The following is a 13,488-nucleotide window of genomic DNA, read 5'->3' as shown; positions in this document are numbered from 1 at the left end:
CGCAATGCTTCTTTGCTTGAAAGCCCATGTGATTGAACAAAAAATTAGCGCCTAACCCCCACCCCCACTAAATCGAAGATTTTGAAGGGGAATGCGGCGTTAATTTTTTGTTCAAAAATACAATTTCCCTTTTTAGACGTACTGTTGAGTAACAATTTGAGTTGTTGTACTTTTAATATTTAAACTCAGCTGAACAACAGTGTTAGTAATTTATCAAAAGAAAAAGAGGCGCGATTTCTTGGCCCTTTGCTTTACCCCTTCTTTAACTTAAACATCCCATTCCCATTAGTTGAAGAACAAAAAGCAGTTAAACACTAATACTACACTCCATAAGGTAAAATCTATCGAGGTATGAAATATTAATTTTCTTAGTATTGTGATTTAATAGAAATTAGCAATATTTTTTTGAAACAACCTACAGAGGGGGAAAGCAAAATGGGCGAAGCATTTAGTTATTCATTTAAACTAAAAGAATTTTTCGGAAAAAACAGCCAGAAATTTGAACAGAAGTTATTAAAAGAGGCTGTAAATGTAAAAGACAAAATTGATGAAATTCTATCCATCGGCAATATTGACCTTGTCACTAATGCCCATAAGCTGGTTGTTTATATTATCGATAGACAAGAAAAAGAACTTAAATTGTTTGCAAAACAGGAAGGTATAGCATGGGCCACTCATTCCATTGACCTATCCTTCAAATTAGAGTGGGTGCAGGCCATCCGCAGAACGATATGGAATTTCATAGAACAGTATAATGATTTGACAAATGAACAGGTAACGTCTAACTTCTTCCGTTTGGAGAAAGAAATCAATAATCAAGTTGATACGTTTCTAAACGCCTTTTTTATTAGTTACTCTACATATAAGGATTCTCTGATTAAAGCTCAAAGGAAGCTGGTTGAAAATCTATCCGTTCCTATTATCCCAATCAACACTTCTGTCTGTATCCTGCCTGTGATTGGTTCGGTTGATACGTTTCGAACATCTATTCTTGAGGAAAAGATTTTAACCGAAATTGAGGCATCACATATCCAGGCTTTGATTATGGATTTATCAGGAATTGCAGATATGGAACCCCAGGTCATTGATCACTTAACGAAAATTATTGATGGTGCTTCCCTGATGGGATGTAATACGGTTATTACAGGATTGAGAGCAGAAGTAGTGCGAAAAATGATCCATACGGGACTCTCATTTGATCCAAATATAAAAACACTAGGCACACTGCAGCAAGCATTAAAAGAATATTTAATATGCTAGCGGGGGTTCTGGTGCAAAAACTTCAAGACAGTTGCAAGTAAGCTCTAAATCATGGACATACTGATACTATTACTCTTAAAAAAGGTGTGTGATCGGTATGGAAAAGGAAGATTTGTTCAAATGGAAACATTATCAGCCTGACATTATTTTGTTAACGGTAAGATGGTACCTACGGTATAGCCTCAGTTTTCGTGATTTAGTGGAAATGATGGAAGAACGGGGGCTATTCGCTGCTCATACAACGATCATGCGTTGGGTTCATCAGTATGGTCCTGAATTAGACAAACGGATCCGTCGTCATCTCAAACAAACCAATGACTCGTGGAGAGTGGATGAAACGTATATCAAGGTAAAAGGACAATGGATGTATCTGTATCGTGCAGTGGATTCCGAAGGAAACACAATCGATTTTTACCTAAGCAAAACAAGAGATCAAAAGGCTGCAAAGCGCTTTTTCAAGAAAGCCTTGCGGTCTTTTCATGTTTCGAAGCCTCGTGTCATAACAGTTGATAAGAACCCAGCCTATCCAGTCGCCATTCAACAACTGAAACAGGAGAAAAAGATTCCTGAAGGCATTCAAATAAGACAAGTTAAATATCTCAATAATATTGTCGAACAAGATCATCGGTTTATCAAGAAGCGAGTTCGTACGATGTTAGGGTTCAAATCCTTTCGAACAGCAAAGGCCGTGATTTCTGGAATAGAAGCGATACGTATGGTTAAAAAAGGGCAACTTGTTTTACAGGACAAGTCTGCCCAAAATCAAGTGAAAATCATCCATAAACTATTTGGAATCGCTGCTTAAGAAGAAATTCAGTTAGGAAATCTATATGCTTTTTTAACAAATCTAATCTTTGCACCAGAACCAAAAAGATAGTAGGAATATTCAAACCTTACTATCTTTACTCTTAATATTTAGATGTCTTTAACATAGCGTTCTCTTTTTATTATATTAATTTAACTTGTTCTTGAAGTTTTTTCACTTCTTTTATCATTTGTGCTGGATAGTCACTCGGGGTATCTTCACGTTTATTTTCTCCTTCAAATACTTTGTGCTCAAGCAGCACTTGCCAAAAATGCTCCGCTTCCATTAACAAAGCTTCCAAAAATTCTTTTTCAGGAAGTACACCTTCAGCATAAACATCTTTTGGTTCCCAATCGCTTTTAACGATAAAGTGCAAGAATGTGTTATCTATTGATTGTAATTTCAGTGTTACGGGATCAATACCATACATAGTTTCAGCATTTCGTGCTTCTAGATATTGTTTAATCGCAGTTAAATAAGTTTGCTCCCACAAATCTAACCCATTTAATCCGTCGATTCCTACTACTATTTTATCCTTGTATTGAATGGTCACGAGCATCTGAATATATTCAGGAGTAAAGTCTCTATAAATAAAGTAATCCTTTAACTTGGATGATTCCTCTAATCCAATATAATCTTCTCTTGTATTCCCAATACTGCTTAAGTTTGCACGTTCATATGAGTGTTTTTCTAAAAAGGTTTTAATTTTAAACATTAGTTGTTCCTCTTTCTTGTCACCGATTGAATTCAGTTTCTTTCCCGTTGATATACTTCTTCCAAGATCTCTGCGGCAATATCCTGCATACTCTTGCCTGTCTGTTCACCTTTCTTCCGAAGCCAGTCCTTAATATCCACGGACAAGGAAACCGACAGCAATTCCTCCTCCGATTCAATGCTGAGCGCCTCATATTCCGGAACATACCGAACGCGCCCTTGTTTAGCTGAACGTTTAATAAAATCGGCTAATTCAGCAGAGACACCATTTAATCGGGCATCTTTCATATGGATGATCCAGCGGTCCTTTAACCGTTCCATATATAGGTTGGCCACCGGAACCTGCTGATGAAGTAGATCCATCACTTGGTAGGTGAGGGAATAAACTGCCGGCAGATTGAGCACCGCATATCCAGGCTTCGTGCTGCGTTTACCCATCTCAATGGAATAGTCAGGTGTTAACCTATGTGTATAAATGCCCTCCATATAGCTAAAAGTGTCATCCGTTCCCGGCACGATAAAGTACCAGTCCCCTAAACCTTTGCGCATCAGTCTTGCTTCTGGAATGGAAGGAGAAGAAAAGCGCTGATACACGGCTTCTTTCGCTTTTTTGTTGTAGTATTGCCGCTGTGAAAGCCGGTCTTCCCAGATTTTCTTTTCGTGCAGCTCACTGAATTCTTTTAGATCGCTTTCTTGAATAAGGGGAATTGTTCGCCCTTTTACTTGTCCTTCAGAAGCAGGAAGAATCCCTTCTTTAATATAAGCGGCAATAAAATTCCGGTTTGTCTGCAGATACTCCGCCGCTTGGTTCAATGTTAAACCTTCCGGAGTTTTCGGCATGATTTCAATGAGCTGTTCAATTGCTTCCTTAGAAAAAAGAAGCCCTTGATGACCTCCCCACGGATCTTTCACAGATTTTAGCTTTCCTTCTTGGACATAAGCATGGACTGTAGAAACAGAGCGGCCAATCATCTCTGCGACTTCCTTTGTTGAATAGTATTTCTCTTGGTTTGTTTGCATGGGTTTGACAGATCCTTTCAAAAATACAATTTACCTTTATAGACGTATGGTTGATTAAAACGTATCTTTTCAACTCACTTTATCATTGTAAAATTCGCAAGCAGCCGTTGATTTGTTTGAAAGTTCCTATAACGGGTAGCTATACAATCAGGTCCTTCCCAAAGCGGAATAGCTGATAAAACGGCTGTTCCGCTTTTCAAGGAGAAATATTGGTTTGCTTTCCAGCTCTGTGGGGTATTATCAGTAAAGTATCAAGTACTACCCCCATCTAACGTTAACTCATCTTTTTTCCCGAAGATCCTTTGGTTCTTGGGCTCTTTTTTTGGCATATTTTTCTAAAAATCGGGTATATAAACATTAGAATGACATCTCAGATACTTCAGCTAAAACGGGATACATTCCCGTTTTTTTAATGGCTGCTTTTGCAAGAAAGATTAACAACTACCCCCTTATAGAGCGGAGCTATTGCTATGAAAGAAGTAGTAAATATCTTTTCTAATGAATTATGCCTCTTAGCTGACGAACATAGGCGGTGCCCAGACATTACTCTTAAAAAGCAAATCCAAATAGATATCCAACTCTTACAGAGAGCAATCGAACTTTGCGAACGGCAAGAACAATAGCCAGTATGTTTCATTTGCCTAACCACTTTATTTTTTGTAGATGTGGTTCGTTAACAGTTACAGTTACGGCCAACTACTGGTTAGAATTGTTACTTACAAGCTCGAGCATGTTCACGGTATAAAAAAATTTTCTTCTGTTTATACTGGTACTGTTTCGCATTTACATCCCAACTCCTACGACGAAACGTTTCTTGCAGTCAGGTACTCGCCTGGCTGTTTTTTTAATTTAAGCGAATTTCCACACAGGTTTACGCAAATAACATGCGTTAATCAACTTCACTAATCATTTCTAGTAAAACTTCCTTGATCGTGAAATGATGTTCCTTCCCAAATTGGTTCACCAACACTTCCTATAGAAAAAAAACGCAAACTGCCAGCGGCCATCCGAAAAGAGCACTTTGACGACTGGATGCTGCTTCATCCTTTTCCCATTCCTCGTACTGAAATATTCAAGGAAGAGTCCATCCGTTTCTTTTCTTTATCTCTTCTTGTTTCATGAAGCATATGTATGTTGATGTTTTCCTTCTCTCATTCTAATAATTAAATATGTATTTTTTTGTTCTGTATGTTATTGATTAATATAATTTTATCATTTTAAATAATTATATACAATTTTATTGTTTTATTTTAAATATTTATCATATTTATTTTTATTTATCCGTAATGATTAAAACAAAGAGGCAGTTAAAATGAGAGTCCATACGATTCCTTTCGTGTTGGCTTTTTCAATACAATGTATAATCAGAAATAAAATTTAAATTTCCGGGCAACGGCAACTTAATAATATAATTCCTTGATAAATATACAAACCTAAGAAAATATAATAGTTAATATCAGAGGTGAAAAGGATGCGAAAGAGAAGCATGGCATGCGATGGACAACCCTCAGGGGTCTGGGGAAATTATCCATGCAGGCGATGCTTACTTTCGTTGCCATGAACCTTAAAAAGCTGGCCAGCTGGTCGTGGAAACCCGTGCAGCCAGCTTGAACAGAGCTGCTAAAATGAATAAAAAAGACAAAGCGGCCTCAAATCGGAGATTTGAAAACCACTTTGTCTACAGTCTGTCAACGCCTTGTTTAGGGTGTAGAAAAAATCTTTTAGTAATCAATCGAATAAATGCAGGTAACTAGGTGGATTGTCTGAGAATGAGCTTTCCTTCATACACTTTCTTCGTGTAAATGGCTTGCTGATCTTTAATCATTTTTGTTATACAGTCGATCAAATCGTTTCCCATCTCCTGCATCTGATTACAAATTGTTGTAAGCGGAGGAGTTGAGACCAATGAGATCGGATGGTCGTCAAACCCAATGATTGAGAAATTAGCTGGGACACGTATATGCATTTCAGCGGACGATTTAAGCATACCAGCTGCCACAAAATCACTTCCGGCGATTATTCCTTCTATTCTCACTGGACCTTCAAACAAAGATTGGCCTAATTGAATGCCATCTTCTATTGTCGCGATTTGTTTGAACACAAGGTTTTCATTGTAGTCGATTCCTTTTTGCTCATGGGCTGAAATAAATCCTCTCAACCTTGCTTGCTGTGAAGGAGTATGTAAGTTGTCTGAACAAAACCCAAGCGTTGTGACTCCTTTATTCAAAAGATACATCGTCGCATCAAAAATGGCTTTTTCCTCGTTCAAGCAAAATACACTAAAGTACTTACCCTCAAAATCTTCATTACAGGCTGCTACGAAATGATTCTCAACGTACGTGGAGAGCTCCTCTTCCGTCAGAAGGGTGGAGGTTAAAATAAGCCCATCCATTTCTCTGTTTTGAAGCTTTGCATAAACCTCCTTTTCTAATTCCTCGTTGAAAAAAGTCTGATACACAACAGGCTTAAATCCTTTTTCATGACATCGCAGTGACAGCATGCCAACCAGCTGGCTGAAATACGGATGATCCAGATCGGGAACAAGGATACCGATACAGTTTGTTTGTTTTTTGCGGAACTGCCTGGCGAGAGAATTAGGTTTATAATTCAGCTCTTCTATCACTTTATTTACTTTGTTCTTTTTTTCCTCTGAAACATACGGTTGGTTGGCGATTACTCTTGAAACCGTTGACTTTGAGACGCCGCTTAGACGGGCAATATCATAAATGTTAACCATAAAACACCTCAAATAAAGTATTGACATGGGATCGATCCCATTTATTATCTTTTTAACAGTGAGTAGAAAGGAGTGTCAAGTATGAGAGTAAAAGGATCTTTTACAGGCCATGAGAGAACAGATCATCTCCTGTTTTTTGACTTTGATGAAACGTATTATCCGCATGCATGTACACAGGAACTACTGGAACACGTCTACGAGCTGGAGGAGTATCTTGAGGAGCTTGCACGCGAGCAGTTTATTAAAATTATCTGGGTGACGGGCAGCGGACTACCGGAAGTTATTCAAAAGATGGAGCGAGCTCGAATGACGTTTAGCCCCCACTTTATTGCAGGTAACCTTGGAACAGAACTGTATGAGGTTAATAAGCAAGGGCAGTTAAAAAGCAACTCGTCGTGGGAAAAAAAGATCAGAAAATCCGGCTTTTCCGGGAAGAAAATAGTGGAGCTTGAGCGTGAGCTTTTTCATCAATATGGAATTAAGCTGATCGAGCAGACGCAGTTCGGACAAAAAAAGTACAAATGGAACTACTATTATTTTATAAGTTCTGAAACGAGAAGCCGGTACGATCTAAGTATTATCAAGCATTTGGCCCGAATTAATGGGATTGGCTTGAATATTAACCGATGCAATCCGAAAGCCGGCGATCCGGAAAATGCTTTTGACGTTGATTTTATCCCGCTTGGTACCGGCAAGAGTGAAGTGGTTCAGTTTATGAGCAATTATTATAATGTGCCGATCAGATGGACGATTGCATTTGGGGACAGCGGAAATGATATTAATATGCTAAAAGCTGTCCAGCATGGTTATCTAGTGAAAAATGCGACACCGGAAGCGAAACAATTACATTCTAACGTGACTGCTTCTCCTTACGCTAAAGGCATTATGGAAACACTCCAGCTTATTTTTAATTTTGAGAAAGCACGTGAATGAGCGTTTTACCTGCTTCTTAAAGTATGGAGCTTTCTTGCATATAGTCATTTACCCTTCTCTTCTTTTTAAAGAGGAGGGTAAATGACTTTTTAGTAAGGCCATTGCTAAATAGTTGAACAAAAAATTAGCACCGCATTCCCCTTCAAAATCTCCGATTTAGCGGGGGTTAGGCGCTAAGGTCTTAATTCTTCCTATTCTGCTATATATTTTTATATTAGACCCATTGCCTCTTCTTGCTTATCATCATTCATATTGATTCCCTTTTCGTTTTACAATTGATTTCCACTTTGATACGATCAACCTATCATAAGGACTACAAAATGGAAAGGAGGGTTTGATCATGAAAGTTGCGAAGTCGCTGCTGCACAAAATTACAAACCAGACGGAAATCTTCCATGCTACGCTGGATATTTACAATGACGCTTTGGCTTATATAATTGAGGTCATTGACAAAGAATTTGATGATATTGAACGCCTGACAACAAAGTCGATTGTGCCGGCAGTGGAAAAACTGATTCACGCAACCAAGTCAAACCCTCTTCCAAAATACAAAGGGTTTAACGAGCGTTTTTACAAGTTTCCTTCCTATTTCCGCAGAAGTGCCATCGCGTCTGCTTTCGGCAAAGTAAAGAGCTTCCGCTCTAACTACCAAAACTGGGAAGAAGAGCAGAAGTATGCTCTTTCCGAAGGAAAAAGATTTAAGAAACAGCCTCCGCGCCTGCAGGCAGAACATAAAGAATTCCCTGTTTTTTATCGAGGGAATATGTTCAATAGAACATCTGATACGACTGCGCAAATCAAGGTGTTCCACCAGAATGACTGGGTATGGACAGATATCGAATTTAAAGGGCAGGACCTTTATAAACGCGGTGTTTGGGAGTGGAAAGAGAACAATCCTAAGCTGATTAAGCGGGGAAAGAAATTCTTTCTCTCCGTCAGCTATGAAAACAAAGTTGCTTTAACAAAAACGCCTATTCAAGAACAAAAAGTGTGTGCGGTAGATCTCGGACTGACGAATTCTGCCGTTTGTTCAATTATCGATGCAAAAGGCACTGTCTTAGGCCGGACATTTATTGACCAGCCTAAAGAAAAAGACCGTCTGCAGACGCTAACGAACAAACTGCGGAAAGCCCAGCGGGTAAGCGGCCGTATTCATGCACCGAATTTTTGGCGGCAGATCAATGGGTACCAGCAGCATATTGTCCGCCACACAAGCCATGAAATTGTAAAGTTCGCGGCAAAACATGGCTGTGACGTTATCGTATTCGAGTACTTGGGAAGAATGAAAATCCCAAAGGGGTTTTATGGAGCCAGGAAACTTCGTTTCAAGCTTCACAGGTGGCGGAAAATAGGTATTCAGAACAAAGTGGAAGAAATGGCGCACTGCCTGGGTATGCGCATTTCCCGGATCAATCCGCGAAACACCAGTGCTCTGGCGTTCGACGGCTCTGGAAAAGTAGAACGGAACCCCCAAAAAGATCTTGCCGTATTTTCAACCGGCAAAGTCTATCATGCGGATTTATCCGCTTCTTATAATATCGGAGCCCGTTATTTTATTCGGGTTTTTCAAAAATCCACTTCGGAAACGAAATGGTTGTCTCTTCAGGCAAAAGTTCCTGAGCTGGCAATAAGAACATCACAGACCTTGTCTTCGTTCATTAGTCTCCATCGTGCACTCGGGCTTCCGGAGGAAGCTTAATCCGCTGATGCTGTACTGTATTCAAGATAAGGGATGCTCCATCAAAATCTTTGATTTAGGTGGAGAGGTTCACCAAGCACTTCAAACTTTCTATTGTTTTCCTTTATCCATAATTTGAACGTTTCAACTGAAGAATTCAGGCGCTTTTCTCTTCCTACATGTAAATAATCATAAACTTGAGAATTAGGGTAACGTTCTTTTGCCTTTTCCATAGCAAGTTTCCCCCAACTTGCATGGGGCGGAACTAACAAATAATGCCATGGCTAAATATAATATTAATTTGCAATTATTTCCGTTTCCTGCTATGATAAAGAAGAATTATTTTTGTTCGGTGTAAAGGATAGTATGAATATCGACTTTTCGTCTTGATAAATACTTTGAGCAGGGATAGTAATACAATGTGTGGTAACGCACTAGGAGGCAACAAAAATGGAAAAAGGTACAGTTAAATGGTTTAATGCAGAAAAAGGTTTTGGCTTTATCGAACGTGAAAATGGAGACGATGTATTCGTCCACTTCTCTGCAATCCAAAGTGACGGTTTCAAATCTTTAGACGAAGGTCAAAAAGTAACGTTTGACGTTGAGCAAGGTGCTCGTGGAGCTCAAGCAACTAACGTTCAAAAAGCTGCTTAATCTTAAATCGTTTATACAAACAGGCTCTTTATATAGGGCCTGTTTTTTTATGTTCTCTGTATAAAATACTCAACAAAAAACCCTACTCAACGTTCGAGTAGGGAGATGGTACAGGTAATAGAAAAAGATTTAAAGCTTCAAAGGTTTGTTTACAGTATAACATACAGGATTGACAATGTGTGGAATGTATATAAGTTATTCATTTTTCTTTTCGAATACAACTACATTTTATTCTTTCTTTTTTCACTAGCCTGCTCTTTAGTTAAAGAAGAAAAAAGACCGGCTGGAACAGCAGCCGGTTTTTAAACTCTTGCCCCCGTTACTTTAAGTACATTATTTCACAAACTTTTTATGGTAGAGAATCTTCAGATCGGATCACGCTGTTTTGCTCTTGCTGGCAACCATAAAAATCCCTCCTTTTTCGTTCATTTTGTTACATTAAATATAATATAAAGATCCAATATGTTGCATTCAAAGACCGGCATCCAAACCAAAGCAGGCGTCATCCCTTGTTAATGAAAGCATGACGCCTGTTTTTTCTCTAGGGATAGTAGCTGACTAAAATCTTTTCAAAAAGTAAATTTAAGATGTTATTGACAAAATAATATCCTATAGTTAGGATAAATTTAATCCTAATGTTAGTATAAATAATATTAGGATAAAATGCACGACGAAAAAGGGAGAGAAAATTAATGAGTATTTTGTCGATCATTCTCCAAGTCCTATTAGGATTAGGATTCCTAATGTTTGGCTTTATGAAGTTCGGTTCCAAACAAATGGTAGATGAATTTGGGCGTTATGGACTTCCAGGAGGTTTTAGGGTATTTACAGGTCTGATTGAAATTATTGCGGCAGCATTAGTCATTTTGGGCATTTGGAATACTCAACTGGCTGCATGGGGTGGTTTGTTAATCGTTGCAACAATGGCGGGAGCTATTCTTACACACATTAAAGTGAAAGATCCTGCAAACAAAATGATGATGCCGATCGTTTTATTCATTCTTGGACTCATTGTATTACTTATCAATTTTGGATCATTGATTTAAGCCTATTGACACAAAGGAGGGGATTAACATGGAAATTAAAATGATTAAACCGCAGGATCAGGCATATGGCGAATTCGATAACGGAAAAATAACAGAACAAAAACCGATTGGTTTTTCTGGCGAAGGATCACTAATAAATAGGCTGGGACCATTATTTTACTGGGCATGGGCAAAATCTACAGGCGAAGGCGGTATTGGCTTTCATCCCCACCAGGGGTTTGAGATATTAACCTATGTCATTAAGGGGAGAGGTCGTCACCAGGATACGCTTGGTACGACTAGCGAAGTAGGTGCTGGTGGTGTTCAAGTGATGCAAACTGGCTCAGGTGTGCATCATGCCGAATCTATTCTTGAGCCGTATGAAGGGTTTCAAATTTGGCTGGAGCCGCATTTAAGTCAAGCCATAAAGCGAACACCTACTTACTCAAAATACGTTCATGAAGATTTCATAGTTACTTCAGAAAACGGTGTAATGGTTAAAACGATACTAGGTGAACACTCACCAATCAATCTCGTGACAGATGCTAAAATGTACGATGTTGAAATTAGAAATGGTGCAGCTTATAAATATGCTCTTTCACCTAATCGGACATTAGCTGCTTTAGCGATCAGAGGCAATGGCGCTTTTTCATTAGACACACATGCACCAGCCCATTTTGCACATAAAGATTTTGTGATCGTGCAGTCAGGTCAGGCTGGAGAAATAGCCATTCAGGCTGCAGACCAAGACCTTCGAATATTTCTCATTGAGGTGCCAGTTGAAGTAGATTATCCTCTATACAGAAAACCAAGATAACTTAAATGGTCATTTTAAAGTTATCGTAATAGGAGGTTCGTTGAATGTATCAAGGAGATGAACAAAGCCGGATTGATTTACGGCTTTACCGAGTCTGGATGAAGGCAAGTAAAGTTATTTTTGATCATGTCATAAAAGATATAAAAGGACACGGAATTAGTATAGAGAATTTTATGATTCTTGAATTGCTCTACAATAAAGGCCCTCATCCTGTTCAAAAAATTAGTGAGACACTCTCTATTCCTAGTGGAAGTATCACCTATGTCGTAGATAAGTTAGAAAAGAAAGGGTTCGTGAAAAGAGAGCTAAACCCTAATGACAGACGGGCATCTACTGTCGTTCTGACCGAGGAAGGAAAAGCCCTTTTTGATGAGATCTTCCCAAAACATGTTGAAACAATTTCAGAAAACCTTTCATTTATTACGAACGAAGAGAAAGAGCAGCTTACTCATTTATTAAAGCAAATAGGATTGGGTGCAAAAAATTTAAAACCATAACAAAGAGAAGACAAGAGGAGAAACAAAAATGAAGTGGGTTATTCGGATTATTCAGGGTTTACTTGTGGCTGGTTTTGCCGCTTTTGGTTTAATGAAGCTGACAGGAAATGAAATGCAGGTTCAAACCTTTGAGGCGTTAGGTTTTCCATTAGGATTTATGTATTTTGTGGGGATCTGTGAAATAGCAGGAACTCTTGGGCTTTTGGCTGGATTTTGGAAGAAAAACATAGCGGTATTGGCTTCTGGAGGACTTGTATTACTTATGCTTGGAGCTGCTATTTCACACCTTATGGCAGGTCAGGGAATGGGAGTAGCTATGCCTGCATTGGTCTTCTTCCTCTTAAGCCTTGTTGTTTTTCTTGGGAAAAGAGCAGACAAATTAAGAAATTAGAAAATGGTACAGGGAAGAAACTTATAATTTTATGTACTGGTTTCACCTGTGTTAACAAGAGTTCCGAATCAAATACACGTAAAAAATAATAGGTGGTAATTAAAATGGGGTTTATATCCAAAAAATTTGGAAGTTTATATAAAAAGGAGACAGAAACCATGACAAACGAGAAATTAAATGTAGGTATTATTCTAGGCAGTACAAGACAAGGGCGGGTTAGCCCGCAGGTAGGAGAATGGATTAAAGATATTGCGGATCAACGCGGAGATGCAAACTACGAAATCGTAGATATTGCGGATTACCAGCTGCCATTTGTAGGAACAACGGATGGAACAGAACCAGGAATTGCAGCTTGGAATGAAAAGCTGAACAGCCTGGATGGATTTGTGTTCATCGCTCAAGAATACAATCACAGCATAACAGGAGCTCTGAAAAATGCCCTTGATTCAGCTCGTGAAGCCTGGAATAACAAAGCAGCCGGTATCGTAAGTTACGGTTCAACGGGCGGTGCTCGTGCAGCCGAACATTTACGCGGGATCATGGGTGAATTGATGATTGCCGATGTTCGTGTACATCCTACATTGTCTTTATTTACTGACTTTGAAAACTATACTACATTTAAGCCAGCTGAATTACATCTTAATAATGTAAATGCCATGCTTGATCAAGTTATCGCTTGGAGCGGGGCATTAAAAACCTTGAGAAAATAATTTAAAATCGAATGGATTCTAAAAGGAATAAAACAAAGGGCCAGAAAAACATGATCTGAACCCAAAAAATTAGACACGAGTATTAGGCAGCTTCCTGGGCATGAATCCGGTATTGAACCGGGCTCATGCCCTTCTTACGTCTAGTCAAGTACTTTACTCAATCTTTTTAATATATTTTTGAAGGAAGGGGTACCCCTTCCTTCAAAAATATATATGCGCAGATCAAATACACCTAACGACTTATCAT

14 protein-coding genes and 1 pseudogene are annotated in these 13,488 nt (G+C 38.8%); 11 read left to right on the top strand and 4 right to left on the bottom strand.

The window, feature by feature from the left end:
- The first annotated feature begins 435 nt into the window (after positions 1 to 435).
- Together RG959_RS09975 and RG959_RS09970 are read left to right on the top strand one after the other, a co-directional pair.
- Positions 436 to 1,260, top strand: a complete 825-nt coding sequence (locus RG959_RS09975; protein ID WP_342796975.1) for an STAS domain-containing protein — start codon at positions 436 to 438, stop codon at positions 1,258 to 1,260.
- 97 nt (positions 1,261 to 1,357) lie between these two features.
- Positions 1,358 to 2,065 (top strand): IS6 family transposase, encoded by a 708-nt coding sequence (locus RG959_RS09970; protein WP_342796974.1) that lies wholly within the window; start codon positions 1,358 to 1,360, stop codon positions 2,063 to 2,065.
- A gap of 142 nt (positions 2,066 to 2,207) precedes the next feature.
- On the opposite strand, the gene RG959_RS09965 is transcribed toward RG959_RS09970, so the two are convergent.
- Positions 2,208 to 2,780 (bottom strand): hypothetical protein, encoded by a 573-nt coding sequence (locus RG959_RS09965; protein WP_342796973.1) that lies wholly within the window; start codon positions 2,778 to 2,780, stop codon positions 2,208 to 2,210.
- Between the two features lie 32 nt (positions 2,781 to 2,812).
- On the bottom strand, positions 2,813 to 3,799 hold the full coding sequence (locus tag RG959_RS09960; RefSeq protein ID WP_342796972.1) for a helix-turn-helix domain-containing protein: 987 nt from the start codon (positions 3,797 to 3,799) through the stop codon (positions 2,813 to 2,815).
- Between the two features lie 1,470 nt (positions 3,800 to 5,269).
- On the opposite strand from RG959_RS09960, the pseudogene RG959_RS09955 reads away from it, so the two are divergent.
- Positions 5,270 to 5,410 (top strand): annotated as a pseudogene (locus RG959_RS09955) (transposase); the annotation flags it as partial.
- A 139-nt stretch (positions 5,411 to 5,549) separates the two neighbouring features.
- Here the strand turns inward: RG959_RS09955 and RG959_RS09950 are convergent.
- Complete coding sequence (locus RG959_RS09950; protein ID WP_342796971.1) at positions 5,550 to 6,536, bottom strand: LacI family DNA-binding transcriptional regulator; 987 nt, start codon at positions 6,534 to 6,536, stop codon at positions 5,550 to 5,552.
- 81 nt (positions 6,537 to 6,617) lie between these two features.
- Here RG959_RS09950 and RG959_RS09945 point away from each other — a divergent pair, with 81 nt between their 5' ends.
- Together RG959_RS09945 and RG959_RS09940 are read left to right on the top strand one after the other, a co-directional pair.
- Complete coding sequence (locus tag RG959_RS09945) at positions 6,618 to 7,469, top strand: HAD-IIB family hydrolase (RefSeq protein WP_342796970.1); 852 nt, start codon at positions 6,618 to 6,620, stop codon at positions 7,467 to 7,469.
- A gap of 340 nt (positions 7,470 to 7,809) precedes the next feature.
- The gene (locus RG959_RS09940; RefSeq protein ID WP_342796969.1) at positions 7,810 to 9,168 is read left to right on the top strand and encodes an RNA-guided endonuclease TnpB family protein; all 1,359 of its coding nucleotides are present in this window, start codon (positions 7,810 to 7,812) and stop codon (positions 9,166 to 9,168) included.
- 41 nt (positions 9,169 to 9,209) lie between these two features.
- Here RG959_RS09940 and RG959_RS09935 read toward each other — a convergent pair whose 3' ends face one another.
- On the bottom strand, positions 9,210 to 9,419 hold the full coding sequence (locus tag RG959_RS09935) for a DUF3889 domain-containing protein (protein WP_342796968.1): 210 nt from the start codon (positions 9,417 to 9,419) through the stop codon (positions 9,210 to 9,212).
- A 178-nt stretch (positions 9,420 to 9,597) separates the two neighbouring features.
- Between RG959_RS09935 and cspC the strand changes: the two genes are divergently transcribed.
- The 6 genes from cspC to RG959_RS09905 all read left to right on the top strand — a co-directional run bounded on the left by cspC (position 9,598) and on the right by RG959_RS09905 (position 13,241).
- Entirely contained in the window at positions 9,598 to 9,801 is a 204-nt protein-coding gene (gene cspC, locus RG959_RS09930; RefSeq protein WP_342796967.1) for a cold shock protein CspC, read from the top strand.
- A 692-nt stretch (positions 9,802 to 10,493) separates the two neighbouring features.
- The gene (locus RG959_RS09925) at positions 10,494 to 10,847 is read left to right on the top strand and encodes a DoxX family protein (RefSeq protein ID WP_342796966.1); all 354 of its coding nucleotides are present in this window, start codon (positions 10,494 to 10,496) and stop codon (positions 10,845 to 10,847) included.
- Between the two features lie 28 nt (positions 10,848 to 10,875).
- Positions 10,876 to 11,643, top strand: coding sequence for a pirin family protein (locus RG959_RS09920; RefSeq protein WP_342796965.1), 768 nt, complete (start codon positions 10,876 to 10,878; stop codon positions 11,641 to 11,643).
- Between the two features lie 44 nt (positions 11,644 to 11,687).
- The gene (locus tag RG959_RS09915; protein ID WP_342796964.1) at positions 11,688 to 12,140 is read left to right on the top strand and encodes a MarR family winged helix-turn-helix transcriptional regulator; all 453 of its coding nucleotides are present in this window, start codon (positions 11,688 to 11,690) and stop codon (positions 12,138 to 12,140) included.
- Between the two features lie 28 nt (positions 12,141 to 12,168).
- Positions 12,169 to 12,531, top strand: coding sequence for a DoxX family protein (locus RG959_RS09910; RefSeq protein WP_342796963.1), 363 nt, complete (start codon positions 12,169 to 12,171; stop codon positions 12,529 to 12,531).
- Positions 12,532 to 12,635: 104 nt separating this feature from the next.
- Entirely contained in the window at positions 12,636 to 13,241 is a 606-nt protein-coding gene (locus tag RG959_RS09905; RefSeq protein ID WP_342796962.1) for an NADPH-dependent FMN reductase, read from the top strand.
- The last annotated feature ends 247 nt before the right edge of the window (positions 13,242 to 13,488 follow it).

The sequence above is a fragment of the Domibacillus sp. 8LH genome, assembly GCF_038806185.1.
Taxonomy (GTDB): Bacteria; Bacillota; Bacilli; order Bacillales; family Domibacillaceae; genus Domibacillus; species Domibacillus indicus_A.
Note: the sequence above shows the minus strand (reverse complement) of the source record. Positions and strands in the feature narration are given on the sequence as shown.

Coding starts and splice junctions, on each gene's coding strand:
- RG959_RS09975 (WP_342796975.1), top strand. CDS start 436: ATGGGCGAAGCATTTAGTTATTCATTTAAACTAAAAGAATTTTTCGGA.
- RG959_RS09970 (WP_342796974.1), top strand. CDS start 1,358: ATGGAAAAGGAAGATTTGTTCAAATGGAAACATTATCAGCCTGACATT.
- RG959_RS09965 (WP_342796973.1), bottom strand. CDS start 2,780: ATGTTTAAAATTAAAACCTTTTTAGAAAAACACTCATATGAACGTGCA.
- RG959_RS09960 (WP_342796972.1), bottom strand. CDS start 3,799: ATGCAAACAAACCAAGAGAAATACTATTCAACAAAGGAAGTCGCAGAG.
- RG959_RS09950 (WP_342796971.1), bottom strand. CDS start 6,536: ATGGTTAACATTTATGATATTGCCCGTCTAAGCGGCGTCTCAAAGTCA.
- RG959_RS09945 (WP_342796970.1), top strand. CDS start 6,618: ATGAGAGTAAAAGGATCTTTTACAGGCCATGAGAGAACAGATCATCTC.
- RG959_RS09940 (WP_342796969.1), top strand. CDS start 7,810: ATGAAAGTTGCGAAGTCGCTGCTGCACAAAATTACAAACCAGACGGAA.
- cspC (WP_342796967.1), top strand. CDS start 9,598: ATGGAAAAAGGTACAGTTAAATGGTTTAATGCAGAAAAAGGTTTTGGC.
- RG959_RS09925 (WP_342796966.1), top strand. CDS start 10,494: ATGAGTATTTTGTCGATCATTCTCCAAGTCCTATTAGGATTAGGATTC.
- RG959_RS09920 (WP_342796965.1), top strand. CDS start 10,876: ATGGAAATTAAAATGATTAAACCGCAGGATCAGGCATATGGCGAATTC.
- RG959_RS09915 (WP_342796964.1), top strand. CDS start 11,688: ATGTATCAAGGAGATGAACAAAGCCGGATTGATTTACGGCTTTACCGA.
- RG959_RS09910 (WP_342796963.1), top strand. CDS start 12,169: ATGAAGTGGGTTATTCGGATTATTCAGGGTTTACTTGTGGCTGGTTTT.
- RG959_RS09905 (WP_342796962.1), top strand. CDS start 12,636: ATGGGGTTTATATCCAAAAAATTTGGAAGTTTATATAAAAAGGAGACA.